Below are 26,667 nucleotides of genomic sequence, written 5' to 3'. Positions count from 1 at the left end.
GATCGAATCGTTTCGACCCACCCGCCGTCCACCACAAGACCACCCACAACACACGAATCGGAAGGACAGTCGTGAGCACTGCGACGAACACCGGCGCCACCACCGGCGGTACAGGCGCGACCATCAAGGCCGCGGTCATCGGACTCGGCTGGGCCGGCCAGCAGCACATGGAGGCGTACGCCACCCTCCCCGGCGTCGAGCTCGTCGCCATCGCCGGCATGGAGGACGGCCCGCGCGCCGAGCTGGGAGAGAAGTACGGCATCACCCGCCTCTACCGCGATTGGCACGAGCTGGTCGAGGACGGCGGCATCGACGTGGTCAGCGTTGCCGTGCCGACGTTCCTGCACGCACCGATCGCGGTCGGGGCGCTCGAAGCGGGCATCCACGTCCTCAGCGAGAAGCCGATCGCCAGGACCGCCGACGAGGCGCAGGCGATGGTAGATGCCGCCCACGCCGCGAACCGCGTGCTGGAGGTCGCGTTCAACCACCGCCGCCGCGGCGACATCGAGGCGCTCAAGGCCGCGATCGACGCCGGACAGATCGGCCGCCCGTACCACGCACGCGCGATCTGGCTGCGCAGGGCGGGCATCCCCGCGCTCGGCAGCTGGTTCACCAACCGCGAGATGGCGGGAGGCGGACCGCTGATCGACATCGGCGTGCACGTGCTCGACTACGCACTGCACCTGTTCGGCGAGCCGCGGGTCACCGCGGTGTCGGCCGTCACCCACTCCGAGCTCGGCACCCGCGGCCGCGGCGGTGCTGCGGGCAACAAGCAGGACGTCGGCTCGGCCTACGAGGTCGAGGACCTCGCCAGCCTGCTGCTGCGTCTCGAAGGCGGCGGCTCGATCGTGCTCGAGACGAGCTGGGCGGCATACCGTCCGGCGGGCGACGAGTTCGGCATCACCCTCTACGGCACGGAGGGCGGCGCCGACCTGCGCGTCGTCGACTACGCGCCGGCGGGCGAACTGACCATCTTCACCGGCGAGGGAGAGGCGACCTCCGACGTGAGCGTCGCCGCCGACCCGGGCCGCGGCCACCTGGCCGTCGTCGAGACGTTCCTCGAGCACGTCGCGGACACCGCGCACTGGGCGGAATACGACGGCTCGCGCGCCCTCGACCGCGCCCGCGTCATCGACGCGGCGTACGAGTCGGCCCGCCGCAACGCAGAGGTCGTGCTCGAGCCGGCCACGAAGGGAGCATGACCATGTCGGCACTGCGCGTCACCGTCTGGAACGAGGGGGTCCACGAGGCCACCCAGCCGGACATCGCCGCCATCTACCCCACGGGCATCCACGGCGCCATCGCCGAGGGCCTGAGCGAACTGCTCGGCAGCGAGGTCCGCGTCCGCACCGCGACGCTCGCCGACGAGGAGCACGGCCTCACCGAGGAGGTGCTGGCCGACACCGACGTGCTGCTCTGGTGGGGTCACATCGCCCACGACCAGGTCTCGGACGAGGTCGTGGAGCGCGTCCGCAGCCACGTCCTCGGCGGCATGGGGCTGATCGTGCTGCACTCCGGCCACTTCTCGAAGATCTTCATCCGGATGCTCGGCACGACGTGTTCGCTCGCGTGGCGCAACCCGGAGGGCGGCGAGCGCGAGCTGGTCTGGAACGTGAACCCGACGCATCCCATCGCCGAGGGCGTCGAGCAGCCGATCGTGATCGAGGCGCAGGAGATGTACGGCGAGTTCTTCGACATCCCCACCCCGGACGACCTGGTGTTCATCAGTTCGTTCACCGGCGGAGAGGTGTTCCGCTCCGGCGTCACCTTCACGCGCGGCCGCGGCAAGATCTTCTACTTCAGCCCCGGCGACCAGGAGTACCCGGTGTACTTCCACCCGCAGGTGCGGAAGGTGCTCGCCAACGGGGTGCGCTGGGCCGCCCCCGTGGCGGGCGCGCGGCGTGTGCCCGAGGTGTCCAACCCGGATGCGGGGGTGTGGCCCCGCTAGGTCAGTCAGCGGCACGGCGCCCGTGCTCATCGAGCCGATGAGCACGGGCTCCGGTGCGTGCTCGTTACGGTAAGACTTGCGACGAAACAACACGGGAACACAATTGCGTCGCTGCGGCGTCAACGATCGACGCCGGTCCGCCGATAATCGACACCTGGGTGACGCCGAGCATCCTCTGGCTGTCAGCGGTCGAGTCCGGCTGGCAGTATGGGTGGATGACATAGAGAGGTTCGCCGTTCCTTCCCGCGAGGGCCGATCCGACCAGCGCGTCCGGGAAGTTCCAGCCGGAGGCGACGTAGCCGTGCTTCGCAGCGCCGAATGTATCGCCGATCGCGGCCGAGGTTTCGAAACGGTCCATGCCTGCCACCCTGGACGAGGCGGGGACCATGGACTTCGCCTGTGCGAGGATTCCGTCCGAGACAGCCGAAGGTCCGCCCGCGATCACCAGCTTTCCCGGTGCGAGTTTCGCCAGCGTCGCCGCGGTGGCAGCGTCCAGCCGGTCCGCGTCTCCGTCCACAAGCAGAACAGGTCCGCCCGCCGTAGCCGCGGCGGCTCCCGCAGATAACGCGTCCGGGTAGTCCCTACCGGTGGCCAGGTAGACCGTCGAGACCGGGGCGGTGAAGGATTCCTCCGCCAGACGTCGAGACGTGTCGAACCGATCGGAACCGGCGATCCGCACCACTTGCTCAGCGAGCGAGTTCGCCCATTTCTCGACAGAGGGAGCGAGCGCCGACGTCCCGCCGACGAGAACGATCTTTTTCGGTGACAGTCGCTCGATCTCGGCGATTGTCGCATCGGGCACCTGATCCCATTTCGACAAGAGCACTGGGCCGCCCTGCCGGGCTGCGACCGGTCCCGTCGACAGCGCGTCGGGGAAGTTCACCCCGTTCGTAAGGTAGACCACCGGAGCCGTGTCCTGATAGGCGTTCATCGACACGGCGACAGCGGTGCCGAAACGGTCGGCGCCAGCCAATCGTTCTTTCACTGTCGGTGTCAGCGGTAGAGTCCGAGCGTCCGCGGCAGGCGCGGCGAACGCAAGAGCGACAGCTCCCACGAGCGTCGCCATGGCGAATGGGATTTTATGCATCATCGTTTCCTTTCAGGTGAGTTTCGACTCGGCCGGTTCAGCAGATACGTCCAGCTGCGACATCGGCGTTGAGGGACGTGGTTCCGCCGATCAGAGTGAGTTGCGAGGCGCCCAGCCGGTCCAAGTCGGTGAGTGCTTCGCGGTTGAGGCAGTAGCCCGGCGAGAGATACACGGGCGCCTTCTTCACTGCAGCCAGCGGCGCTGCGACCAGCCCGTCCGGGAAGTTCAGCCCGTTTACGACGAACACTTGAGGAGTTGCTGCGGGGAAGTAATTCTTCGCGATCGCTACGGAGGTCAGGAAACGGTCCGCCCCTGCCACTCGCTGCGTGTCGGAGACGACAGCCTTGATCGTGTTCACTGTGGTCGTGGACACGACCACAGTGCCTCCGACGACCCGGACCGCCGTCGACTTCAGCGACTTCGCCAGACTCGCCGTCGCAGCGTCCGCCGCGGTCGGCCCGGAGCTCACCAGCAGCAGCGGAGCACCCCGTCCAGCGGCACCTGCACCAGCGGAGAGTCCGTCCGGGAACGTATCCCCGGAGGCGACGAACGCCACCGACGCACTCGAGAAGGCATATGACACCAGCTTCCGCGACGTCTCGTAGCGGTCGGCACCGGAGACGCGGACGACCGTCCCCGCCACCTTCTTCAACTCGGCCAGGACACTGTCGCTGATCGACGCCGTTCCACCGGAGACGATGATCTTGCTCGGCTTGAGTCGGCTGATCTCGGCTTTCGTCGGCGCGGTCAGCGCGGTCCCCTGCGTCAAGAGCAGCGGGCCGCCCAGCTTCGCCGCGACCGGGCCGGAGGCCAGGGCGTCGGGGAAAGACTCACCGCTAGCTACGACGACGACAGGCGCCGATACAGGGAAGGCCGCCCGCGCCACCGCAGCAGCGGACTCGTAACGGTCGCCGCCCTCGATCCGTGTCGAGGTCAACGCGCCCTTGGACGTCACCGTCTGACATGAACCTGCTGGCGTGTACGTGTCCCGGGGATAGTTCAGCACCGTCATGCAGACGACGTGGGAACCGGCCGATACGTTGAACGTCACATCGAAGCCTCGGTACGCAAAGTTGGGCAGCTTATGTGCCGCGTTCACGTCTGCGCGATACACATTCGTGACCTGCTGCTTGGCTGTCGCCCCATCGACGGTGATCCTGACTGTCCCTGCCTCGGTCTGATCCGGGTCGAACGCCCAACCGGTCGCGCGGATCTTCCCGGCCGACGGGAACGTGAGCGGCTCGAGCGTCCCGTTCGGTCGCTCATCTCGTCCCAGATGCGCTAGCCCTGCACGATCGCCGTTTTGGTACGAGGCAGAATCGAATTTCGACGGATGCATCACCTGGTACGCGCCCTGAAAGACCCCATCGAAATGCTGTAGTCCGAGTGCATGACCGATCTCGTGGGCCACAACGTGATGCTTCTCCTGGGCCGATCTCCCGTCGATGACCGGGTAGATCCAGACCCTCCCGCTGATGGCGATCGCGTCGGCATCATGCGCTCGTGACCTGAACCACGGTCCGCCGCATCCGACTGCACCGGCTCCGCATTCGTTCGTCGCCACGTTGTAGAAGTAGATCTCGTGGGTTTCCGGTATCACCTTGGGACCGTCTGGGAGCGCGAACTGGCCAGCGGCGATGGTGAGATCGGCGAGGCCCGCCGCTCGCAACTCATTGGCGACCGCCTGCAGAACAGGACGGTACTGCTCTCCCCGAGCCGATGCCGCGATCTTCACCGTGTAACGAAACACGTTGTCGGTCACCCGAGGGAAGGTGAGGAACCCGCCGTCCGCTGCTGCCGCTACGGGCGATTCCATGATTCCTTCGCCAGTATCCACATCACGTGCCACGTAGTCTCGCGTTGCCTCGTCGTGCGCGCGCGCCCCACTGCCTGGCTCCTCGCTGTTCATGGACGTTCCTTCAGCCGCAGCTGGCGCATCCGGCGCGTCGTCAGCCAAAGCGGGCGTGTTCCCAACACACAACGCTGCGGTCAGGGCCATGGCGGCGACCGCCGCTCCCGACTTCACTCGCCACAATCGCAGGGGCTTACGCATCTCGATCCTTTCCTCGGGACGTGAGCGATAATTCCCAGTCGTCCAAACGCGCGGAGATTTAAGCGTATTGTCTTTCAATTTTAGGTTCTCGTACGCATTATGTTTTCATAATAGCTGGAAGATCAATCGCCCCCACAGAGCGCCGGCGCGTGCGGCAGACTGGTCCCATGACCACCCGACTCCGCTCGCTTCCCGACCCGCGCCATCCGGACCCGGCAGACGCACCTCCGCTGCGCTGGGGTGTGCTCGCGCCGGGCGGGATCGCCGCCGACTTCACGGATGCGCTGCACGCGCACACGCGGCAGCGCGTGGTGGCGACAGGGTCGCGGTCGGCGGAGCGCGCCGCCGCGTTCGCTGCGGCGCACGGCGTGGAGCGCTCGTACGGCTCGTACGCGGAGCTGGTCGCCGACCCCGACGTGGATGTGGTCTACGTCGCGTCGCCGCACACCCAGCACGCCGAGCACGCCCTGCTGGCCATCGCGGCGGGCAAGAGCGTCCTGGTGGAGAAGCCGCTCGCGGCCGACGCGGAGGACGCCCGGCGCATCGAGCGGGCGGCGAAGGCGGCGGGCGTGTTCGCGATGGAGGCGATGTGGACGCGCTACCTGCCGCAGACCGACATCATCCGGCAGCTGCTCGACGACGGCGCGCTCGGTGACGTGCGCGTGGTGACCGCCGACTTCGGCGGCAGCGCGCGCTTCGACCCGGCCAGCAGGCTCTTCGACCCGGCCCTCGGCGGCGGGGCGCTCCTCGATCTCGGCGTGTACGTGGTCTCCTGGGCGTCGTTCGCGATCGGCCGCCCGGCCGGGATCATCGCGGCCGGCACGCTCGCTTCCACCGGCGTCGACGAGCAGGCGTCGCTCATCCTGTCGTCGGTGACCGGCGCGCAGGCGCTCCTCAGCACTGGCCTGCGCGCGGCGACCCCGTCGCTCGCGACGATCTGCGGGTCGGAGGCGCGCGTCGAGACCGGCAGCCCGTTCTGGTCGGCGAGCGGCCTGCGCTTCGTGCAGGGCGGCGACGTGCTCAGCTGGGACGACCCCTACGGGCGGCCGGGCAGGCAGGGCATGTCGTACGAGGCCGCTGCGCTCGCCCGCTACGTGACGGAGGGGCTGACCGACTCTCCCCTGCATCCACTGGTCGAGGCGGTACAGACCGTGGAGACCATCGACGAGGCGCGCCGCCAGCTCGGCGTCGCTGGCGTGGGGTCGAGCGCGGGGGCGTGATGCGAGAGAGAATGGACGGGTGCTCGATCCTGTCCTGACCCGTCCAGCCTCTCTCGTCGACCTGCGGCCGGCCGAGGTCGTTCAGGCGGAGGCAGTGCAGGCGGAGCTCGAGTTCCAGCTCGAAGCACCGGATGCCGACCGCGTGTACCGCGGGCACCTCAGCAGGGTCGTCGCCCACTCCAGCGACAGGGTCGCCTGGCTGCGCGCCCGCAGCCGCGGGATCACCGCGACCGACGTGGCGAAGCTGTCCACGCCGCGCTCGGTGCAGTCCGCGGCGTACGACAAGCTGCACGGCACCGGATTCTCGGGCAACATCTACACGCAGCACGGCCGCACCCGCGAGCCCGAGATCGCCGCCTGGGTGGCGGCCACCCACGGCATCCACCCGTCGGATGCGCTCTACCACTCCGAGCGAGAGCCCCGCTTCCTGGCGACACCGGATGGGCTGACCGTGCGGGCCAGCGGCACCATCGAGCTCGCGGAGATCAAGACGACGAACAAGCCGTTCCGGAGCATCCCGCGCAACTACCTGCGGCAGATCTGGTGGCAGCAATTCGTGCTCGGCGCGGAGCGCACCCTGTTCGTCTGGGAGCAGCACTCCGGGTTCGTCCCGCTGCACGAAGAACCGGAATGCCGGTGGGTGGACCGCGACGACGCCGAGATCAGGAAGCTCGTCGCTTTGGCTGGCGACCTCATCGACGCCCTGCGCCGCGCGACCAGCCCGCAGCCGTCCTGAGCTGCCGGCCCGCCTACTCCGCGAGCACCGGAACGCGCACCAGCGTCAGCGAGTAGATCGCCAGCCACGCGATGGCCACCGTCGTCCCGATCAGCTCCAGCCACGCTCCGACATCCGTGGCGACGTGCACGATCGCGAGCAGTCCGCCCACGATGGTGATGCCCGCCACTGCGAAGCAACTCACCAGCGAGAACCGCGCCACCCTGGGCACCGTGGAGGCGAACGCCACCTGGAGCATCGCGTAGCAGGCGGCCCCGAAGCCCAGCACCGCCGTCACCGTGTGCACGAGGTCCTGCACCGTCGACCGCGGATCGGCGAGCGGCACGGGGCACGCAGCCGTGCAGGTGATCTGCGACGCCACGACGAAGCAGATCGCGGCGAACCCGAGCGTCACGGCGGGCGCCCACCGGTTCAGCAGCCGCACCGACGACCGGATGTGCCCGCTCGCCAGCGCAATCGAGAAGCCGCCTGCCGCGATGCACAGCAGCGCGACGGCGAACGGCTGAGCGGTCGGCGCGCCCTGAGCGCCGAGCTCGCTGACGTAGACCGGGTACGGCACGGTGAGCCGCGCCGCCCAGATGATGGTGAGCCCGCCGAGCACCGAGATGGTGCCGAGCGCGAGCAGCACGGGCACCGCTCGCTGCCAGCCGCGCGCGAGCAGCGGTGCCGCGAACGGTTGGCGCACGACACGCAGCAGTCTGCTCACGAGGAGCATCCTAACCAGACGCCGCCTGGAAACGTCCTGGGGGTATCCGAAACGCACTGTTCATACGTGGTGACGCCGCCGAAACACCCGCGAATCATTGACGGGCTTGACTGAAGAGCAGCCGATGAGGGGACGACGAATGCAGAAGACGATGCGGGCCGCACTGCTCGCCAGGCCCGGCGACGCTGACGAGCTGCGGATCGGCGAGACCGCGACGCCCGACAGGGTGAACGCGGAGTTCCTGGTCAAGGTCGTCGCCGCGAGCGTGAACCCGATCGACGCCAAGACCAGGGCCGGGCGCGGCGTGTTCGGCGCCATCCGGGACCTGCCCGCCGTGCTCGGACACGACTTCAGCGGTGTGGTCGTCGAGTCGCCGTATCGCGCGCATCCCATCAAGCCCGGCGACGAGGTGTTCGGGATGGTGATGGTCCCCCGGTTCGGTGGGACATACGCGGAGTACGTCTCGGTGCCGAGCCTCAGCGTCGTCCGGAAGCCGTCGACCCTGTCGCACATCGAGGCGGCCGGCGCCCCGCTGGCCGCACTCACGGCGTGGGGCATGGTGGTCGAGGTGGCGAAGGCGCACGAGGGCCAGCGGATGCTCATCCACGCGGGGAGCGGCGGCGTCGGTCATTTCGCCGTGCAGTTCGCGTCGTACTTCGGCGCGCAGGTCACGGCCACCGCATCCGGTGCGAACGCGTCGTGGCTGCGCTCGCTCGGGGCGTCCTCCGTCATCGACTACGAGACCACCCGGTTCGAGGACGTCGCCGGCGAGATGGATGTGGTCATCGACCTGGTCGGGAACGTGCACGACGACACCGGCAGCCGCTCGCTGGCGGTCCTGCGCCGCGGCGGCCTCATCGTCAACGCGCCCACCGGCAGCTGGCCGACCTTCGAGGAGGAGGCGGCGGCGGCCGGGGTGAGGGGCACCGACTACAAGGTCGCACCGGACGGCAACACCCTCGCCGTCATCGCCCGGCTGCTCGAGTCGGGAAACGTCCGCGTGCACGTCGACAAGATCTTCGCGCTCGACCAGATCGCCGACGCCCACCGAGCGATCGAATCCGGCCACACCCGCGGCAAGATCGTGGTCAAGGTGGCCGAGGGCTGACGAACCGGCCTGCTAGAGCGGCCGCTCCATCACCCAGTCGTCCTCCAGCCGGTCGCCCACCAGGAACTGCTTGGAGCCGACCCGCTCGAACCCGTGCTTGGCGTAGAACTTCTGCGCCCGCGCGTTCTCCTCGTTGACGCCCAGCCACATTCCGGATGCACCGGCCTGCGCCGCCGCCGCGAGGCTCGCTTCCATGAGCCCACCGGCCACCCCTGCGCCGTGGTGGCCGGGCAGCACATAGCACTTGCTCAGCTCGCTGGACGGCCGGATGCGGATGGCCGCGCTCACGTCGGAGTCCGTCGGCTCCCCCAGGTTCACCATCGTGTATCCGATGGCCTCGACGCCGCCGTCCGCGTCCTCCTCCTCGGCCACCAGCAGCACGCGCGCCTCGTCGGCGAGGTACTCCGTGAACTTCTCCTCGGAGAGCATGGTGGCGACGAAGGCCGCCTTCGCCTCCTCGGTGGTGTGCGGAGGGCAGGCGAGCGGGAAGGTCACGGCGGCGACGGAGGCGAGGCCCCGCGCATCCCGTGCCCCTGCGGAGCGGATGGTGACGGTCACCCGCCCCACTCTACTGAAACGGCCGGCCACCCCAGAAGGGGCGACCGGCCGTTCCGTGCGGTGCGGGCGCTAGTGGCGCCCCGCCGCGACGAGGGACAGCAGGTTGAACGTCACACCGCCGAGGCCGGTGACGTCGTCGTAGCCCTTCGCGGTCTTCAGCGTGGTGTCCTGATCGAAGGACACCAGGTAGCTGTTGCCGCTGGTGGCGCTGGTGTACGCAACGGCCTGCGTCGGGTTCTGCGGCACGACGTCGCGGAACGCGTTCGGCAGGATGCGCTTGATGCCGTACAGCGTCGGGTTCGCGAACCCGATCGACGTGTGCGTCGCCTGCTGGACGATCGCGATCTGAGCCGCCACGATCGGAGACGCCAGCGAGGTTCCGCCGTATGTCTCGTTCACGTAGTCGCCCGTCTCGAGGGTCGTGTCGTCGATGATCGGACGGATGCCGATCGAGAACCCGGTGTACGGGTCGGCGAGAGCAGCGACATCCGGGGAGACGCGGTGCCCGTTCGCCAGGGCGGCGGGCACGGCGTTCTTCTGGTAGTCGGGCTGCGCGAACACGGCGCTCACGCCACCGCCGGCACCGCCGACGAACCGGGTGCCCGGGAGGGGCTGCACGTATGCGAGCGAGCCGTCCGCGTTCTTGACGATCTGGTCGACGGTGTCACCCCAGCCTGTCTCGTACGCGATCTTGCCGTTCTTGTCGATGCCGAGGCTCGTCCCGCCCACCGAGGTCACCCACGGGGAGGATGCGGGGAAGTCGGGCGACGCGTATCCGAGGTTCGCGACCTCGTCGCCGTTGTCACCGCTCGAGAAGTACAGGCCGATGCCCTCGCCCGCCGCCTGCAGCTGCAGGTTGACCTCGCCCTGGATCACGTCGGCGGGGACAGCCTCACCCACGTTGCCGTAGCTGTTGCTCACGATCGTGGCGAGCTTGCTGTCGAGGATCTTCGACATGGCGACGTCGAGGCCACCGCTGCAGTCCGTGCCACCCACGTACAGGATGCGCGCGCCCGGTGCGATGCCGTGGACGGACTCGACGTCGAGCGTCTGCTCGCCCTGCCATCCGCTCGGCTGCTGGCACAGCTCCTGGTCGGTGAACTCGCTCGGCTTCGGCACCAGCTGCTGGTAGTTCGAGTTGGTGAGGCCGGGCTCGCCGTACTGCTGCGAGTACGAGTTGACGTCCTTCACGATGGACGGGCTCGCGTACGCGTCGATGATGGCGACGGTCTGTCCCGAGCCGTTCACGCCGCGCTTGCTCAGCGTGTCGAGGCCGTATGCCGAACGGAGCTGCGCCGGAGTGTATCCGCAGTTGTACGTGCTGTACTGCGTCTGGCCGTTGTAGCTCGGCGGAACGGTCACGACGTGCTCACCGGTGTAGTGCGAGCACGGGGTCACCACGACGGGGGCGGCTGCCGCCTTGCGGCTCAGCTGCGGAGTGCCGGATGCGCCGAGGTCGCCCTGCTTGATCGAGTCCGGCTTGGTCAGCGTGCGCGACTGCTCGATGCTGATGCCGGACACCTTCGTGCCGACCGCGGCGGGCAGCGACGGTGCACTGGTCGGCGCGACGAGCTTCTTGCCCGCGTAGTCGAACGAGTGCAGCGACGTGCCGAAGATCGAACCGAGCTGGTCCGGCGTGCCGCGGAAGACCACGTACTGGCGGCTGGCGGGAACGGCGGTGATCGACAGGCCGGCCGTCTTCAGGAAGCTGACGACAGCATCCGTGTCCGCCTGGGTCGGCGAGAACCGGTTGATCCACTGGCTCGGGCTGAGCGCCTTGCGGAAGCCCAGGTTGACCGGATTCGAGACGGCCTTCGCGAGCGCCTCTGCGCCTCGCTGGTCGCGCAGGGGGAGGTAGATCTCGCCCTGCACTGTCTGGTCCGTCGGGGCGGCTCCTGCATCGTTGGCTGCAGTCGCCCAGCTCGGTACGGAGTCGGCGAAAGTGACCCTGTCGGCCGCATTCGCTGCTCCGGTCCCCGCCATCGACAACGCCACCGCGGCGGCCGCGGTGGCGATGATTCCGACGGCCCTTTTGTGGAGGACTCGTCTGGTGGTGCGAGTTGTCATGAAGTTGATCCTTACTCGACAGTGAGCGGCGCGCGGCGCGCGCCAATCGCGAGAGTAGACCCATGGGTTCTACCGCCACAAGAGGGGTAGACAGTTCTGTTGCAAAGTTTTACACGGATGAAAGATGATCACGCGTAAACGACGAAAAGGCCGCCTCCGGAAACCGGAGACGGCCTGATCGAACGATTCAGTCGCTGCCTAGATGGCGTTGACGTCCAGCGGGATGCCCGGGCCGAACGTGGTCGACACAGCGCCCTTCTGAACGTAACGGCCCTTCGAGGAGGACGGCTTGAGACGCATGACCTCTTCGAGAGCGGCCTTGATGTTCTCGTCGAGCTGCTCGGCGGTGAAGGCCGCCTTGCCGACGACGAAGTGCACGTTGGCGTGCTTGTCGACGCGGAACTCGATCTTTCCGCCCTTGATGTCGGAGACGGCCTTGGCCACATCCGGCGTCACGGTGCCGGTCTTCGGGTTCGGCATCAGACCACGCGGGCCGAGCACCTTGCCGAGACGCCCGACCTGGCCCATGAGCTCCGGGGTGGAGACAGCCGAGTCGAAGTCGGTGTATCCACCGGCGACCTTCTCGATGAGCTCGGCGCCGCCGACCTCGTCTGCGCCTGCTGCGATGGCAGCCTCAGCGGCCGGGCCCGTCGCGAACACGACGACGCGAGCCGTCTTGCCGGTGCCGTGAGGAAGAATGACGGTACCGCGGACCATCTGGTCCGCCTTGCGGGGGTCGACGCCGAGCTTCAGCGCGACCTCGACGGTCGAGTTGAAGTTGCTGGAGCCGGTCTCGCGAGCGAGCGTGACAGCCTCAGTGGGGGTGTAGAACTTTCCGGCCTCGATCTTCTCGGCCGCGGCCCGGTAGGCCTTTGACTTCTGTGCCATGTGATTTCTCCTGTCGAGAATGTGGTGCGAGCCTGGCCGGCTCTGCCACGGATGTGTCTGTGAAGGACGAGGACTTACGCCTCGACCGTGATGCCCATCGAACGGGCGGTGCCTGCGATGATCTTCGACGCTGCGTCGATGTCGTTCGCGTTCAGGTCGACCATCTTCTGCTCGGCGATCGCGCGCACCTGCTCCTGGGTCAGCTTGCCGACCTTGGTGGTGTGCGGGACGCCGGAGCCCTTGGGGACGCCTGCGGCCTTCTTGATGAGCTCGGCAGCCGGCGGCGTCTTGAGGACGAACGTGAACGAACGGTCCTCGTAGACGGTGATCTCCACCGGGATGACGTTGCCGCGCTGCGACTCTGTCGCCGCGTTGTACGCCTTGCAGAACTCCATGATGTTGACGCCGTGCTGACCCAGCGCCGGACCGATCGGCGGGGCGGGGTTGGCGGCGCCGGCGTTGATCTGAAGCTTGATCAGACCAGTGACCTTTTTCTTCGGTGCCATGTTTCTTCCTTCTTTGTGTATTCGAGCATCCGGGATCTCATCCCGAACGGCTCTCCCGGTTTCTCGGCCTGTCCGAGATCCGGTGATTGAGAAAACTGAGGGTGGGTCGCTCTTATTCCGTTAGAGCTTGGTGACCTGGTCGAAGCTGAGCTCGACCGGGGTCTCACGCTCGAACAGGGAGACGAGGACGGTGAGCTTGCCGCTCTCCGGCTTGATCTCGCTGATCGAACCCGGCAGGCCCGCGAACGAGCCTTCCTTGATCGTGATGGTCTCGCCGATCTCGAAGTCGACCTCGGCGGGGATGACGCGCTGCGCGGCCTTCTGGCCCTTCGCAGCACCCTTGGCCGGAGCCGCTTCGACCTGCACGAGGCTCTTCAGCATCGAGAAGGCCTCTTCGAAGCGCAGGGGGGTGGGGTTGTGCGCGTTGCCGACGAAGCCGGTGACGCCCGGCGTGTGCCGGACGACGGACCAGCTGTCCTCGTTGAGGTCCATGCGCACGAGCACGTAGCCCGGGATGCGCACGCGGTTGACCATCTTGCGCTGGCCGTTCTTGATCTCGACGACGTCTTCCATCGGAACCTGGACTTCGAAGATGAAGTCCTCCATGTTCATGGAGACCATGCGGTTCTCGATGTTCGACTTCACGCGGCGCTCGAACCCGGCGTACGAGTGGATGACGTACCACTTGCCGATCTTGCTGCGCAGCTCGGCGCGGAACTCCTCGTAGGGGTCGGTCGCTGCCTCGTCCTCGTCTTCGACGGCTTCGAGAGCGGCTTCCGCCTCCTGCTCGTCGTCGACCTCGAGGGCCTCGTCGACGGCGCGGTCGGCCTCGGGATCGACGGCTTCCGCCATCGCGTCGAGGACGGCGTCCAGGTCGATCTCGGTTCCGTCTTCTGCGACCACGTGCAGAGCTTCGTGCTCTGCGGCGTCGACGGATTCCTCGTCGCGGGCCAGAACGTTGCCGGTCTGCGCCTCATCGTCTTCGGAGGACTGCTCGGCTGCGGTCGCCCAGTCCACGTCGTCGCGATTTGTCTCAGACACTGAATTCATTCCATTTCTGTCGGTAGCCGGTCGATCCGCCCTCTGCTGGGGCCGTGACACGGGCGTTGGGTCAGGACGGGTTTCCGAAGACCCAGACGACGCCGAGCCCGAAGACCCAGTCGAGCAGGGACACGAGCGCCATCATGATCACCACGAAGACGAGAACAACTCCGGTGTAGCTGAACAGTTCTTTGCGCGTCGGGGTGACGACCTTCTTCAGTTCGCCGATGACCTGGCGGATGAACAGAGCGATCCGTGCGAAGGGTCCACGCTTTGCGGCGCGGTCCTTCTTCGCGTTGGCGACGATTTCCTCGCTCGGCTCGTCGATAACTTTTCGGGCCACCTTGTTACACCTTTCGTGGGTCGTCACCTGAAGTGACGACTTGCAGGGCGGACAGGACTCGAACCTGCAACCTGCGGTTTTGGAGACCGCTGCTCTACCAATTGAGCCACCGCCCTATGAAAGCGAAATCGCTGAGCGTTCCCGCGCACACCTTCCCGACCAGGCTAGCCGATCACACTCGGAGATTTCTCTGCGAGCGAGGCAGTTCCGCCGGCGGACCTCAATCGAAAAAGGGCGCAAAAAAGCTTGGCAGATTTCAACTACCGCGACCAAGTGTATGTGACCCGGAGCGGACTGTAAAGTTGGGCCCCGTGACCGCACAGCAGCGCATTTCGACACGCATCGCATCCATCGCCGAGTCAGCCACCCTCAAAGTGGATGCGAAGGCCAAGGCCCTCAAAGCGCAGGGCAGGCCTGTGATCAGCTATGCGGCGGGCGAGCCGGACTTCGTGACCCCGCAGAACATCGTGGACGCCGCCATCTCCGCCGTCGATGACCCGCGCAACTACCGGTACACCCCGGCCGCCGGGCTCCCCGAGCTGCGCGAGGCGATCGCGCAGAAGACGCGCAGGGACTCCGGGCTCGATGTGCCCGCATCCGGTGTCGTGGTCACCAACGGAGGCAAGCAGGCGGTCTACCAGGCGTTCGCGACCCTGCTCGATCCGGGAGACGAGGTGCTCGTCCCCACCCCGTACTGGACCACGTACCCCGAGGCGATCAAGCTGGCCGGCGGAGTGCAGGTGGACGTGTTCGCCGGGGCGGACCAGGGCTACCTGGTGACCGTCGACCAGCTCGAAGCCGCACGCACCGAGCGCACGAAGGTGCTGCTGTTCGTCTCCCCGTCGAACCCGACCGGCGCCGTCTACCCGCCGGAGCAGGTCGAGGAGATCGGCCGCTGGGCGGACGAGCACGGCCTCTACGTGATCGCGGACGAGATCTACCAGAACCTCACGTACGACGGCGTGAAGGCCGTCTCGATCGTGGACGCCGTCCCCGCTCTGGCCGACCGCACCATCCTGGTCAACGGCGTCGCCAAGACGTACGCGATGACCGGCTGGCGGGTGGGCTGGATGGTCGGCCCCTCCGACATCATCGCCGCGGCGGCCAACCTGCAGTCGCACCTGTCGTCCAACGTGTCCAACATCTCGCAGCGGGCTGCGCTCGAAGCCCTCACCGGCACGCAGGAGCCCGAGGAGCAGATGCGGCTCGCGTTCGACAGGCGGCGGCGCACGATCGTGTCCGAACTGAACGCCATCGACGGCATCCTCACCCCGACGCCGCAGGGTGCGTTCTACGTCTATCCGGATGTGTCCGGCCTGCTCGGCAGGACCTGGGGCGGCGTGACGCCGACAACGTCGCTGGAGCTGGCCGACCTCATCCTGGACCAGGCGGAGGTCGCGACGGTTCCCGGAGAGGCGTTCGGGCCGTCCGGCTACCTGCGGCTCTCGTACGCGCTCGGCGACGACGAACTGCTCGAAGGCGTGCGTCGCCTCCAGCGCCTGTTCGCCGCACCGGATGCGTGAGATGCCGGTAACTGTCGCGGATCCCGGGCGATTCGCAACAGATAGTGGAGTCTCGCGCTAGAGGAGGCTAGAGGAGCTTGCGCTCCAGCGCCCAGGCCGTGAGCTCGTGGCGGGACGACAGCTGCAGCTTGCGCAGCACGGCGGAGACGTGCGTCTCGACGGTCTTGATCGAGATGAACAGGTCGGCCGCGACCTCCTTATAGGAGTAACCGCGGGCGATCAGCCGCATCACCTCGCGCTCGCGGGCGGAGAGCCTGTCGAGCTCATCCGTCGACTCCGCCTGCTCCCCCGCCGCAGCGCCGAACGCGTCGAGGACGAAACCGGCCAGTCTGGGAGAGAACACCGCGTCCCCGCTGGCGACGCCGACCACCGCGTCGCTCACCTGGCCGCCCGAGCTTCCCTTGGTGAGATAGCCGCGCGCACCGGCCCTGATGACGCCGACCACGTCCTCCGCGGCGTCGGACACGCTCAGCGCGAGGAATCGGGTGTCAGGACACTCCGCGATGGTCCTGCGCACCACTTCTGCTCCCCCGCCGCCGGCCCCGCCGGGCAGGTGCACGTCGAGGAGGACGACGGCGGGGCGCGTGGCCAGGATCGTGGCGACCGCCGCATCCACGTCGGCAGCCTCGCCGACCACGGAGAGGCGGTCGTCGAGGTCGGCGCGCAGGCCGGAGCGGAAGATCGAGTGGTCGTCGACGATCACCACGGTGATCGGGTTCGGGGCGGCGGATGCCGGCTGGTCGGTGTGGTCTGTCATGGTGCCTCGTTCGCGTACTCGATGCTCAGCTGGACTTCGGTGCCGGTGGCCCGGGAGGTGACGGTCGCGTGCCCGCCCGCCCTGCGCATCCGGCCGATGATGGACTCGCGGACGCCGAGCCTGCCCTCCGGCAGCGCATCCACGTCGAACCCCGGGCCGCGGTCCCTGATGAACACGTCCACCCCTCCCGCCCGGCTCTCCACGTAGACGGACACGTCGCCGCCCGCGTGCCTGGCCGCGTTGAGCATGGCCTCCCTGGCAGCGGCGGCGAGCTCGTTGGGCGCGTGCTCGACGGGCCCTCCGACGGCGACGACGTCGATGTGCACCGGATGGTCGACCTCCAGGGCGGCAGCGGTGGCCCGCAGCTCGGAGGCGAGGTCGCGCACCTGCGCATCCCGGTCGTCCGCGGCGTCCGCATAGAGCCACTCGCGCAGTTCGCGCTCCTGGGCGCGGGCGATCCTGGCGACCTCGCTCGACGCTCCCGCCCTGTTCTGGATGAGCGCGAGGGTCTGCAGCACGGAGTCGTGCAGGTGCGCGGCGATCTCCGCACGCTGCTCCTGCTTGATGCGCGCTGTGCGCTCGGCGATCAGCTCGCGCCACAGCCGCAGCGCCCACGGGCCGACGAGCACGGCGGCGCCCGCGAACGTGGAGGCGATGATCCCGAGCCACAGCCAGCCCGTGCCCGCCTGGTCGACCAGCGAGCTCAGCGCGATGGCGATCACCACGAGGAAGGCGCCAGCCGCGATGCGCAGCGTGCGGGAGGTGGCCGGCGTGCGGGCGACATCACCGACGTCGACCAGCTGGTCCCAGGCCACACAGGCGACCGCCAGCAGGATGCTCGCGCCGATGGCCGCGAGCAGGCCGAACGGGGAGGAGCCCGCCGAGGCCAGGGCGACGGCCGAGATGCCGGCGACCCCGGACATCCCGAGCAGCAGCCACGCGACGGGGATGCGGCGCACGACGCGTTCCTGCGGGTCGGCCAGCGTCGCCGGGCGCAGCGGCGTGAGCGCCCACAACCACAGATAGAGGAGGACGCCTGCCCCGCCGATCAGCGCGAGGGCGACGAACAGCCAGCGCACCATCGTGACCGACCAGCCGAGGTGATCGGCGAGCGCGACGCTCACCCCGCTCAGCTCGCAGGTCCGCGGGCGCGCCAACGGAACCCGCGGAGGGCGTGCTGGCGCGCTTCGAGGCGCGAACGTGTCGGTCACGGTGAAATCCAAGCAGACTCGGCCCATCCCCGACACCCCGGCCGCGACGAATCAGGGATGACTCAGGGTGATACCCGATACCGGCGACCCCGCCGCCGACGCCAGGATCGAAGCATGTCACAGCATGACTCGACCACACCTCCCCCACCCGGCACGCCCGGTGCGCCGTACGGCGGCCCGACCAGCGGCCTCTCCGGGCGCGGGACCACGTTCTTCACCTGGATGCGCGGCCTCGGCATCGTGCGCACGGACGGCTGGCTCGGCGGCGTCTGCGCCGGCGTCGCCAACCGCATCGGCATCGACCCGCTGATCGTGCGCGGCATCGTCGTCGTCGCCGCGATCCTCGGCGCCCCGATGCTGCTGATCTACGCAGCGGCGTGGGCGCTCCTGCCGGACAGGGAGAACCGCATCCACCTGCAGCGGCTGTTCGACGGCGACTTCCAGCCGGCCATCGTCGGCATCGGGGTGCTCGCGCTGCTGTCCCTGCTGCCGTGGGCGCCGGGGATCTGGTGGGCGGACGGCGGGTTCTGGGGGTCGCCGTCGATCGGCGACGTGATCGGGCGGGTGGTCTGGACGCTGATCGTGCTCGCGCTGATCGCCGGGCTGATCGTCTGGGCGGTGCGCGGCAACTGGGGGCGGGATGCGTGGAGCGCCAACCGCGGGACCGGCACGGGGGCCGGGAGTGGTGCGGGCGCGGGGGCGTCGCCGTCGGGGGCTGCGGCTGCTGGTGGCGTTGCCGGTGGCGTGGCTGGCGGCGTGGCCGGTGCGGCGGGGGCGCCCGGGCCGGGCGTGTGGACCGCCGATGCGGCAGGCACCGCCTCGGGGCCGGAGACGTCGGCGGACGCGGCGGGGGCCGCTTCCACCACCACGTCGGCACCGGATGCGGCGGGTACACCGGATGCGCTGGGTACACCCGATGCGGCGGATACCGTTCCGCTCGACTCCGCGGCCGACGCCGCAGAGACCGACGCCTCCGCGACCAAGCCCTTGCTCGACGTCACCGCCGAGCCGACCGAGCCGCCCGCACCGACCGTCGGCGCCTCGCAGGAGGACGTGGACGGCTGGCGCACCAGGCACGCCAGCTGGCAGGCCGAGCACGCGCAGTGGAAGGCCAGGCTCGACGAGGACATGCGCGCCGTCAAGCGTCAGCGCGCCGCGGAGATGCGGGCTCAGGCGTCCGTCGCGACCGCGGAGGCGGCCGCGCAGCGCAGGGCGTACCGGGCGGCGAACCCGCGGATCGGTGCAGCGTTCGGCTGGGCGACGATCGGCCTCGCCCTCGTGGCCGCCGCCATCGTGTCTGCCATCTGGGAGCCGACCACCGGCTTGACCGGTTACGGCGTGACCGCCGCCCTCGCCGCTGCCACGCTGGTCTTCGGCGTCGCGACACTGATCGCCGGGTTGGCCAGGAGGCGCAGCGGGTTCCTGATCTTCCTCGGCATCCTGCTCGCCGTGGTCACACTGGTGACGGCGTGGGTGCCGCGCAGCGGTCAGATCGTCTTCGACGGAGCCTGGCTGCGACCGACGGGGAACGCTCAGTACGCTCAGCCGTTCGGTGACACGACGATCGTCTTCGAGGATGCTCTCGAATCGCACCGCGGCACTCCGGTGGTCGACTTCGTCAAGGGCGGCGGCACCACCACCCTCCTCCTCGGTGCGGACAAGACGGTCTCGATCGTCGCGACCACACGCGGCCAGGGGATCTCGGTGGGCGACGCCGACGGAGGCCGCACCGAGCACACCTGCACGACATCAGACGACGACCGTCTCTGCACCGTGGACCTCATGGTCGGGCCGTCGAAGAAGGCGGACGCGATCATCCGCGTCCAGCAGTTCGACCAGGTGGTCGTCCAGCAGAGCACCGAGGAGGTCGCACGATGAGCGAGACCGGCAACACAGCGGGCACCAACGCAGACAGCACCCCGACAGTCGTCTTCGGCCAGGAGCCGGGGTGGGGCGCGCAGCAGCAGCCCACCGCATCCCGTGGCTCGGCACAGATCCGCTGGGGCGGGGTGGTCTGGGGGGTCATACTCATCGCCTTCGCCGGCGGCACCCTCGCCGTGCTCTCCGCCCGCGACCGGCTGATCGCCGCGCAGGTGTGGTTCGCGTCGCTCACCCCGGCGAGCGCGTGGGCTCTCGGCCTCGCGGTCGCCGGCGGGATCATCGTGGTGCTCGCCGTTCTCGGCGGAGTGAGGAGCGCTCAGCGCCGCCGCCGGGCATGATGGGTGGATGAGCGCTCGTCCCCCCGGAGGTCCAGCCGTCGTCGTCCGTGACCTGCGGAAGTCGTACGGGCCGTTCGAGGCCGTCCGAGGGGTCAGCTTCGACATCGAGCAGGGCGAGACCTTCGCCCTGCTCGGTCCCAATGGGGCGGGCAAGAGCACCACCATCGAAATCCTGGAGGGCTACCGGGATCGCAGCTCGGGCGACGTGAGCGTGCTCGGCGTCGACCCGCACCGCGGAGGGTCGGAGTGGAAGGCGCGACTCGGGATCGTCCTGCAGTCCGGCGGGGAGGCCGCCGATGTGACGGTGCGCGAGCAGGTGGCGCACTTCTCCCGCTTCTACCCGGCCAGGCGGGATGTGGACGAGCTGATCGCAGCCGTGGGGCTCGCGGAGAAGGCGAAGGTGCGCATCCGGAACCTGTCGGGCGGTCAGCGACGACGACTGGATGTGGCGCTCGGCGTGATCGGGCGGCCGGAGCTGCTGTCCCTGGACGAGCCGACCACCGGGTTCGACCCGGAGGCGCGGCGCGAGTTCTGGCAGCTGATCCGCGACCTCAAACGCGAAGGGACGACGATCCTGCTCACCACCCACTACCTCGACGAGGCCGCGCAGCTGAGCGACAGGGTCGCGGTGATCGCGCGCGGCGAACTGATCGACATCGGCGCGGTCGACACCATCGGAGACCGGGCGGCGCGCATCCCGATCGTGCGGTGGCGGGATGCGGACGGGCGGCTGCGCGAAGAGCGCACGGACGCGCCGGCGGCGGTTGTCGCCCGGCTGACCGCCGAGGTGGGCGGCGAACCGCGCGACCTCGAGGTGATCCGGCCGAGCCTGGAGGACGTGTATCTGGGGTTGGTGCAGGCGGCGGAGTCGGCGGCGTCCAGTGCTGCCGGGTCTGCTTCTGCCGGGTCGGAGTCTGCCGCATGAGGACGCTTCCGCTCGGCGTCGTCCGCATCCGGTACGAGGTGGTCACCTATTTCCGCCAGGCCGACACCATCTTCTTCACCTTCCTCTTCCCCGTGGTCATGCTCGGGATCTTCTCCGTCGCGTTCCAGGGCCTCGGCAAGGTGGGAGAGGCTCCGGACGGCTCCGGCGGCATCAGCCAGGCCGCCTACTACCTGCCCGGCATGATTGCGGCGGGCATCCTGCTGAGCGGCGTGCAGAACCTCGCCGTCGACATCGCCGTGGAGAAGAGCGACGGCACCCTGAAACGCCTCGGCGGCACCCCGCTGCCCGTCGTCTCGTACTTCATCGGAAAGATGGGGCAGGTGATCGTCACGAGCATCCTGCAGATCGCGCTGCTGCTGGTGATGGCGAGGGTGCTGTTCGGCGTCGAACTGCCGACGGAGCCGGAGCTGTGGCTGCGGTTCGCGTGGATCTACGCGCTGGGCATCGTGACGTCGGCCGTGCTCGGGATCGCGCTGTCCGCCGTGCCGCGAACCGGCAAGAGCGCGACGGCTGTGATCATCCCGATCGTGCTCGTGCTGCAGTTCATCTCCGGCGTGTACCTGGCGTTCAACCTGCTGCCGGAGTGGCTGCGCAACATCGCGAGCATCTTCCCGCTGAAGTGGATCGCGCAAGGGATGCGCAGTGTGTTCCTGCCCGCATCGTTCGAGTCGCAGGAGCCGAGCGGCAGCTGGCAGCTGGGGTGGATGGCCGTCGTGCTGCTGGTCTGGCTGGTCGCCGGGCTGCTGGCGTGCCGGCTGACGTTCCGCTGGATCAGGAAGGACGGGGCCTGACGAGCGCGACGCGCGCGTTTTCCACACCCGCGAGTTCTCCACCGATCTGAGCCCCGTGGGCCTCGGCGTCGGTGCTCTCTGGAACGATGAGTCCATGAGCACCACCAGCACCACACGAGATCAGGCCGTCGACACCCTCCGCGCCCTGGTCGGCGATCCGCAGGCCGACTTCCACGACGGGCAGTTCGAGGCGATCTCCGCGCTCGTCGACGACCGCAGGCGTGCCCTGGTGGTGCAACGGACGGGCTGGGGCAAGTCGGCGGTGTACTTCGTCGCCACCATGGTGCTGCGCTCCCGCGGCGCCGGCCCCACCATCCTGGTGTCCCCGCTGCTCGCTCTCATGCGCGATCAGGTGGCGGCGGCCGAACGCGCGGGGGTGAGGGCTGTCACCCTCAACTCCGCCAACCGCCACGAGTGGGACGACGTCTCTCAGCGCCTCCGCGACGACACAGTGGATGCGCTGCTCGTCTCCCCCGAGCGGCTCAACAACCCGCAGTTCCGCGACGAGTTCCTGCCAGACCTCATCGCCCGCAGCGGCCTGCTGGTGATCGACGAGGCCCACTGCATCTCCGACTGGGGCCACGACTTCCGGCCGGACTACCGACGGCTGCGCGACCTCATCGCCACGATGCCGGACGGCGTGCCCGTGCTCGCCACCACGGCCACCGCCAACGAACGCGTGGTGGCCGACGTGGCGGAGCAGATGGGCACGGGCAGTCACGAAGACGTCCTCACCATCCGCGGACCGCTGGCCAGGCGCTCGCTGCGCCTCGGCGTGCTCACGCTGCCGGATGCCGGCGCCCGGCTCGCGTGGCTGGTCAGCAACCTGGAACGGCTGCCGGGCAGCGGCATCGTCTACGCCCTCACGGTGTCCGCTGCGGAGGACACCGCTCGCCTGCTGCGGCAGGCCGGGCACGAGACGTACGCGTACACCGGCCAGACCGATACGGCGGAGCGCGAAGACCTGGAAGGGCGGCTGAAGCGGAACGAGGTGAAGGCGCTGGTCGCCACGAGCGCACTCGGCATGGGGTTCGACAAACCCGACCTCGGCTTCGTCGTGCACCTCGGCGCTCCGTCCTCGCCCGTCGCCTACTACCAGCAGGTCGGCCGCGCCGGGCGTGCCACGGAGAACGCCGACGTGCTGCTCCTGCCCGGGCAGGAGGACAGGGCGATCTGGGACTACTTCGCCACCGCATCCATGCCGTCGGAGGCGAAGGCGGACGCCGTGCTCGGCGCGCTGCACTCCGAGCCGCAGTCGACCCGCGCACTGGAGAGCCAGGTCGACCTCAAGCCGTCCACGCTCGAACTGCTCCTGAAGGTGCTCGACGTGGATGGGGCCGTCAAGCGCGTCGCGAAGGGCTGGATCAGCACGGGCACGCCGTGGACATACGACCGGGAGCGGTACGAGCGGATCGCCGCCGCGCGCACCGCGGAGCAGCAGTCGATGCTCGATTACGAGTCCACCGGCGAGTGCCGCATGATGTTCCTCCAGCGCGCGCTCGACGACCCGGATGCTCAGCCCTGCGGTCGCTGCGACAACTGCGCGGGCGCCTGGTATCCGGCCGCGATCGACGACTCGGCGAGCTCGTCGGTGGCGTCCGCTCTCGACAGGGTCGGGGTCGAGATCGAACCGCGCAAGCTGTGGCCGACGGGTGCTGACCGGCTGGGCGTGCCGGTGAAGGGCAAGCTCGGCCAGGACGAGCAGCTGGAGCCGGGGAGGGCGCTCGCCCGGCTCACCGACCTCGGCTGGGGCGGCCCATTGCGCGAACTGCTCGGGGCGGGAGCCGTCGACCAGCCGTGCCCTCCCGCGCTGCTGGCCGCGTGCATCCGGGTGCTGGCCGACTGGAACTGGGCGGAGCGCCCGGCCGCGGTGGTGGCGATGCCGTCTCGCCGCCGTCCGCAATTCGTGCAGTCGCTGGCGCGTGGCTTCGCCGACGCCGGGCGGCTCCCGTTCGCCGGCACGCTCGACCTGGTCGACGGCGGTCCGTCCGGCGAGGCCGGAGGAAACAGCGCGTTCCGTCTGTCGTCGGTGTGGAACCGCTTCTCCGCCGACGCGTTGGACCTGCCCCAGGGCGTGCCGGTGCTGCTCGTGGACGACCTGGTCGACAGCCGCTGGACGATCACGGTGGCCGGGCGCACGCTGCGGCAGGCGGGCGCGTCTGCCGTGCTGCCGTTCGCGGCCGCGCTGCGCGCGTGATGCGCGCGGGCCGGGTGGTGGGTGCCCTGGCGGTCGGCGTGGCCGGCGTGGCCGGTGTCCTCGCGTGGGCGGAGCTGCTGCACTGGCGGGCGTCGCGGCGCGGGGTCGCCCGGCCAGGCGGGCGGGTTCCGCGGTTGCAGGCGGTCGTCGTCCTCGGCTTCCGGAACCGGGGGCGCCGCGCCAACGCCGTGAATCGCTACAGGGTGCGCGCCGGGTTGCGGTCGCTCGATCCGCGGGCGCAGCGGAGCGTGCTCGTGCTGTGCGGCGGTGCCGTGGGCGGCGAGGTCCCCGAGGCCGTACTGATGGCGCGCTACGCCCGCGAGAGTCGCCGATACACGGGCGCGATCCTGCTCGACACGGAGAGCACGACCACCTGGGAGAACATCCGCAACGCGATCCCTCTGATCGAGGACGCGGACTCCATCGCCATCGTGTCCAACTCGTTGCACGCCGAGAAGGGGCGGAACTACCTGCGCGCGCTGCGTCCCGACCTGGCCGCGAGGCTGCGCCGGGCGGAGGATTACCGGTTCGGCGAGATCGCCCTGGTGAAGCCGGTCGCCGCCGTCGCCGGGATCAGAGCGAGACGCCGAGCAGCACGGGCTCCGGATGCAGGATGACGCCGAACTCGGACTGCACGCGGGCCTGGACGTACGACGCCAGCTGGGTCACGTCGGCGGCCGTCGCTCCCCCGCGGTTGGTGATGGCCAGGGTGTGCTTGTCGGAGATCGCCGCCCGGGAGCCGGGGAGCGAGAAGCCGCGGCGGATGCCGGACTGCTCGATCAGCCACGCGGCGCTCAGCTTCACCACGTACGGGCCGCCTGCCAGGCCCGGGATGTCGCCGGGCCACACGCCGCCGCCCTCCTGGTCGGGCGCTGCCAGGCCGAGCACGCGATCGGGCTCCGGAGGCGTCACCGGCCAGCGCGGTGCCGTGGCCGGAAGCGAGCGGGCGAAGTTCTCGGAGACGATCGGGTTGGTGAAGAACGAGCCGGCGCTGACCGAGTCCTGGTCGGCCGGGTCGAGCACCATGCCCTTGGATGCGCGCAGGGCGAGCACGGCGCGGCGCAGCTCGGCGACCGGCACCCGGGAGCCGAGGGCGACGCCGAGGGTGTCCGCCAGCTGCGCGTACGCGATCGGGGCGCTCATCGGCGCTCCGAAGCCGCCGGGCTGGTTGCCGTCCTCCAGCTCGAGGTCCACGGACAGCACCACCCCGCGCATCCCCTGCTTCAGCACGGAGGTGCGGTAGCCGAGGCGCAGGTCGGAGCTGGTCATGGTGCGCAGCTCGCCGGTGCTCTCGTCGAGGAACTCGATGCCGACGAGCGCAGACTCCAGCTCCTGGCCGTACGCGCCGATGTTCTGCACGGGCGCTGCTCCCGTCGAGCCGGGGATGCCAGAGAGGGCTTCGATGCCCGACCAGCCGTTCCTGACCGTGTGGGCGACCAGCGCATCCCATGGCTCCCCCGCCTGCACCCGCAACCGGATGCGTCCGGCCGGGGCATCGAGGCGGTCGATGCCGCGGGTGACGACGTGGATGATCGTCCCGTCGAACCCGTCGTCGCTGGCGACCGTGTTGGAGCCGCCGCCGAGGAGCGCCCACTCGTCGCCGTCACGCCACACGTCGAGCGCGGTCGCGACCAGCTCGTCGCGGGTGGACGGTTCGAGCAGGCGTTCCGGCACGCCTCCCACCTGCAGGGTGGTGAGCGTGGAGAGGGCGGGGGTCTGGTCTGACATCAGGCGAACGTGACGCGGACCTGCGCCTTGCCGAGCACGGTGCTGCCGTCGAAGGTCACGGTGAGGTCGATGCGGGCGGCCCGCGACTCCGCATCCAGCTGTCCCACTTTGGCCACGACCGAGACGTCGGCGCCGTCGGCAGGGTCGACGACCACGGGCCGGGTGAACCGCACCTGGTAGTCGGCGACGCTGGCGGGGTCGCCCGCCCAGTCGACGACGGGCTGCACCGCGAGGCCCATGGTGAGCATCCCGTGCGCGATGACGCCAGGAAGGCCCACCGAGGTGGCGATGTCGGCGCGGTAGTGGATGGGGTTGAAGTCGCCGGACGCGCCCGCGTAGCGCACGAGGTTGTCGCGCGTCAGGTGGTAGCTCTGCTCGGCGACGACGTCACCGACGGAGAGGGTGTCGAACTCGGGCATCACTCGTCTCCTCGAACGACCAGGGTGGATACGGCGGTGACGACGTGCTCGCCGGACGCGTCGACGATGACGGACTCCGCCGTGACCATCGAGTGCGCGCCGAGCGACTTGACGCTCGTGACCGTCAGCGTCGCGGTGAGCTCGTCACCGGCGACGACCGCGCGCGTGTAGCTGAACCGCTGGTCCCCGTGGACGACCCTGCTGAAGTCGATGCCGGCATCCGGCTCGGCCAGTAGTTGGGCGAGGGTCTGCTCCTGCACGACCACCGGGAACGTCGGCGGCGCGACCAGGTCGGCGTGACCGGCGGCGCGCGCGGCCTCCACGTCGACGTTGATCGGGTTGGTGGCGAGGACGGCCCGCGCGAACTCGCGGATCTTCTCGCGCCCGACAAGATAAGGACTGGTCGGGGCGAACGTCCGCCCCTGCAACTCTGGGTTCACTGCCACCCGCCCATTCTACGGAAGCGGCGCGCGGCCCCCGCCGCGCAGGAAAAGAGGCGTGGCCCCCGCCGCGCAGGAAAAACGGCGCGGGCGAAAGGCGCCGATAAAGCCGCGCAGACAAAAGAAGAACCCCGGCGGCCGAAGCCGTCAGGGTTCTCGTGCTGGTGCTGCTGCC

At 69.2% G+C, this 26,667-nt stretch carries 26 protein-coding genes and 1 tRNA gene; 12 read left to right on the top strand and 15 right to left on the bottom strand.

The features are described 5' to 3' along the window. Positions 1-71 precede the first annotated feature (71 nt). Positions 72-1,202 carry a Gfo/Idh/MocA family protein gene (locus AC1ROC_RS16155; RefSeq protein ID WP_256922130.1) on the top strand — a complete coding sequence of 377 codons (1,131 nt, stop codon included), beginning with the start codon at positions 72-74 and terminating at the stop codon, positions 1,200-1,202. Beyond that, positions 1,199-1,948, top strand: coding sequence for a ThuA domain-containing protein (locus AC1ROC_RS16150; RefSeq protein ID WP_493001399.1), 750 nt, complete (start codon positions 1,199-1,201; stop codon positions 1,946-1,948). The genes AC1ROC_RS16155 and AC1ROC_RS16150 overlap by 4 nt, the downstream gene beginning before the upstream one ends. 64 nt (positions 1,949-2,012) lie before the next feature. Here AC1ROC_RS16150 and AC1ROC_RS16145 read toward each other — a convergent pair whose 3' ends face one another. Further along, positions 2,013-3,014 carry a cell wall-binding repeat-containing protein gene (locus tag AC1ROC_RS16145; protein WP_493001397.1) on the bottom strand — a complete coding sequence of 334 codons (1,002 nt, stop codon included), beginning with the start codon at positions 3,012-3,014 and terminating at the stop codon, positions 2,013-2,015. A 58-nt stretch (positions 3,015-3,072) separates the two neighbouring features. Continuing rightward, the gene (locus AC1ROC_RS16140; RefSeq protein WP_493001395.1) at positions 3,073-4,944 is read right to left on the bottom strand and encodes a cell wall-binding repeat-containing protein; all 1,872 of its coding nucleotides are present in this window, start codon (positions 4,942-4,944) and stop codon (positions 3,073-3,075) included. A 311-nt stretch (positions 4,945-5,255) separates the two neighbouring features. Between AC1ROC_RS16140 and AC1ROC_RS16135 the strand changes: the two genes are divergently transcribed. After that, positions 5,256-6,308 (top strand): Gfo/Idh/MocA family protein, encoded by a 1,053-nt coding sequence (locus AC1ROC_RS16135; protein ID WP_493001393.1) that lies wholly within the window; start codon positions 5,256-5,258, stop codon positions 6,306-6,308. 142 nt (positions 6,309-6,450) lie between these two features. After that, entirely contained in the window at positions 6,451-7,044 is a 594-nt protein-coding gene (locus tag AC1ROC_RS16130) for a YqaJ viral recombinase family protein (protein WP_168690753.1), read from the top strand. A 13-nt stretch (positions 7,045-7,057) separates the two neighbouring features. Here the strand turns inward: AC1ROC_RS16130 and AC1ROC_RS16125 are convergent, their stop codons facing one another. Beyond that, positions 7,058-7,750 (bottom strand): DUF998 domain-containing protein, encoded by a 693-nt coding sequence (locus tag AC1ROC_RS16125; protein WP_168688667.1) that lies wholly within the window; start codon positions 7,748-7,750, stop codon positions 7,058-7,060. A gap of 139 nt (positions 7,751-7,889) precedes the next feature. Between AC1ROC_RS16125 and AC1ROC_RS16120 the strand changes: the two genes are divergently transcribed. Beyond that, complete coding sequence (locus AC1ROC_RS16120; RefSeq protein ID WP_085371199.1) at positions 7,890-8,858, top strand: NADP-dependent oxidoreductase; 969 nt, start codon at positions 7,890-7,892, stop codon at positions 8,856-8,858. A 12-nt stretch (positions 8,859-8,870) separates the two neighbouring features. Here AC1ROC_RS16120 and AC1ROC_RS16115 read toward each other — a convergent pair whose 3' ends face one another. The 7 genes from AC1ROC_RS16115 to AC1ROC_RS16085 form a co-directional block, all read right to left on the bottom strand. Then, complete coding sequence (locus AC1ROC_RS16115; protein WP_493001391.1) at positions 8,871-9,416, bottom strand: GNAT family N-acetyltransferase; 546 nt, start codon at positions 9,414-9,416, stop codon at positions 8,871-8,873. 69 nt (positions 9,417-9,485) lie between these two features. Then, positions 9,486-11,483, bottom strand: a complete 1,998-nt coding sequence (locus AC1ROC_RS16110) for a S53 family peptidase (protein ID WP_493001389.1) — start codon at positions 11,481-11,483, stop codon at positions 9,486-9,488. Positions 11,484-11,681: 198 nt separating this feature from the next. Next, on the bottom strand, positions 11,682-12,371 hold the full coding sequence (rplA, locus tag AC1ROC_RS16105) for a 50S ribosomal protein L1 (protein WP_434951660.1): 690 nt from the start codon (positions 12,369-12,371) through the stop codon (positions 11,682-11,684). A gap of 74 nt (positions 12,372-12,445) precedes the next feature. Continuing rightward, the gene (gene rplK, locus AC1ROC_RS16100; protein ID WP_055890341.1) at positions 12,446-12,877 is read right to left on the bottom strand and encodes a 50S ribosomal protein L11; all 432 of its coding nucleotides are present in this window, start codon (positions 12,875-12,877) and stop codon (positions 12,446-12,448) included. A gap of 120 nt (positions 12,878-12,997) precedes the next feature. After that, positions 12,998-13,918 (bottom strand): transcription termination/antitermination protein NusG, encoded by a 921-nt coding sequence (gene nusG / locus AC1ROC_RS16095; protein ID WP_085371202.1) that lies wholly within the window; start codon positions 13,916-13,918, stop codon positions 12,998-13,000. A gap of 70 nt (positions 13,919-13,988) precedes the next feature. Then, positions 13,989-14,261, bottom strand: coding sequence for a preprotein translocase subunit SecE (secE, locus tag AC1ROC_RS16090; protein ID WP_085371203.1), 273 nt, complete (start codon positions 14,259-14,261; stop codon positions 13,989-13,991). A 43-nt stretch (positions 14,262-14,304) separates the two neighbouring features. After that, positions 14,305-14,377, bottom strand: a tRNA-Trp gene (locus AC1ROC_RS16085). Between the two features lie 195 nt (positions 14,378-14,572). Here AC1ROC_RS16085 and AC1ROC_RS16080 point away from each other — a divergent pair. Then, positions 14,573-15,784 (top strand): pyridoxal phosphate-dependent aminotransferase, encoded by a 1,212-nt coding sequence (locus tag AC1ROC_RS16080; protein WP_493001385.1) that lies wholly within the window; start codon positions 14,573-14,575, stop codon positions 15,782-15,784. Between the two features lie 67 nt (positions 15,785-15,851). Here the strand turns inward: AC1ROC_RS16080 and AC1ROC_RS16075 are convergent, their stop codons facing one another. Both AC1ROC_RS16075 and AC1ROC_RS16070 read right to left on the bottom strand, forming a co-directional pair. Further along, on the bottom strand, positions 15,852-16,541 hold the full coding sequence (locus AC1ROC_RS16075; RefSeq protein ID WP_493001383.1) for a LuxR C-terminal-related transcriptional regulator: 690 nt from the start codon (positions 16,539-16,541) through the stop codon (positions 15,852-15,854). Continuing rightward, positions 16,538-17,779, bottom strand: a complete 1,242-nt coding sequence (locus AC1ROC_RS16070; protein ID WP_493001381.1) for a PspC domain-containing protein — start codon at positions 17,777-17,779, stop codon at positions 16,538-16,540. The genes AC1ROC_RS16075 and AC1ROC_RS16070 overlap by 4 nt, the downstream gene beginning before the upstream one ends. 87 nt (positions 17,780-17,866) lie before the next feature. Here AC1ROC_RS16070 and AC1ROC_RS16065 point away from each other — a divergent pair, with 87 nt between their 5' ends. The 6 genes from AC1ROC_RS16065 to AC1ROC_RS16040 all read left to right on the top strand — a co-directional run bounded on the left by AC1ROC_RS16065 (position 17,867) and on the right by AC1ROC_RS16040 (position 24,522). Next, positions 17,867-19,630, top strand: a complete 1,764-nt coding sequence (locus AC1ROC_RS16065) for a PspC domain-containing protein (RefSeq protein WP_493001379.1) — start codon at positions 17,867-17,869, stop codon at positions 19,628-19,630. Then, positions 19,627-19,971 (top strand): hypothetical protein, encoded by a 345-nt coding sequence (locus AC1ROC_RS16060; RefSeq protein ID WP_493001377.1) that lies wholly within the window; start codon positions 19,627-19,629, stop codon positions 19,969-19,971. Before AC1ROC_RS16065 ends, AC1ROC_RS16060 begins: the two co-directional genes overlap by 4 nt. Positions 19,972-19,978: 7 nt before the next feature. Beyond that, positions 19,979-20,896 (top strand): ABC transporter ATP-binding protein, encoded by a 918-nt coding sequence (locus tag AC1ROC_RS16055; RefSeq protein WP_493001375.1) that lies wholly within the window; start codon positions 19,979-19,981, stop codon positions 20,894-20,896. Further along, positions 20,893-21,708, top strand: a complete 816-nt coding sequence (locus AC1ROC_RS16050; protein WP_493001373.1) for an ABC transporter permease — start codon at positions 20,893-20,895, stop codon at positions 21,706-21,708. The genes AC1ROC_RS16055 and AC1ROC_RS16050 overlap by 4 nt, the downstream gene beginning before the upstream one ends. A gap of 94 nt (positions 21,709-21,802) precedes the next feature. Continuing rightward, complete coding sequence (locus tag AC1ROC_RS16045) at positions 21,803-23,905, top strand: RecQ family ATP-dependent DNA helicase (RefSeq protein WP_493001371.1); 2,103 nt, start codon at positions 21,803-21,805, stop codon at positions 23,903-23,905. Beyond that, positions 23,905-24,522, top strand: coding sequence for a YdcF family protein (locus tag AC1ROC_RS16040; RefSeq protein ID WP_493001514.1), 618 nt, complete (start codon positions 23,905-23,907; stop codon positions 24,520-24,522). Before AC1ROC_RS16045 ends, AC1ROC_RS16040 begins: the two co-directional genes overlap by 1 nt. On the opposite strand, the gene AC1ROC_RS16035 is transcribed toward AC1ROC_RS16040, so the two are convergent. From AC1ROC_RS16035 to AC1ROC_RS16025, 3 genes are read right to left on the bottom strand one after another with little or no spacing between them, the layout of a single operon-like run. Further along, complete coding sequence (locus tag AC1ROC_RS16035) at positions 24,479-25,633, bottom strand: UDP-N-acetylmuramate dehydrogenase (protein WP_493001369.1); 1,155 nt, start codon at positions 25,631-25,633, stop codon at positions 24,479-24,481. The two genes, AC1ROC_RS16040 and AC1ROC_RS16035, sit on opposite strands and share 44 nt — an antisense overlap. Then, a complete protein-coding gene (locus tag AC1ROC_RS16030; protein ID WP_493001367.1) occupies positions 25,633-26,052 on the bottom strand; it encodes a MaoC family dehydratase in 420 nt (139 codons plus the stop codon). Before AC1ROC_RS16030 ends, AC1ROC_RS16035 begins: the two co-directional genes overlap by 1 nt. Next, positions 26,052-26,498 carry a MaoC family dehydratase N-terminal domain-containing protein gene (locus tag AC1ROC_RS16025; protein ID WP_085368626.1) on the bottom strand — a complete coding sequence of 149 codons (447 nt, stop codon included), beginning with the start codon at positions 26,496-26,498 and terminating at the stop codon, positions 26,052-26,054. The genes AC1ROC_RS16030 and AC1ROC_RS16025 overlap by 1 nt, the downstream gene beginning before the upstream one ends. Positions 26,499-26,667 lie beyond the last annotated feature (169 nt).

The sequence above is a fragment of the Leifsonia sp. GW821-FHT13C05 genome (assembly GCF_058806515.1).
The sequence above is the reverse complement of the archived record's forward strand: the minus strand, read 5'-3'. Positions and strand labels throughout refer to the sequence as shown.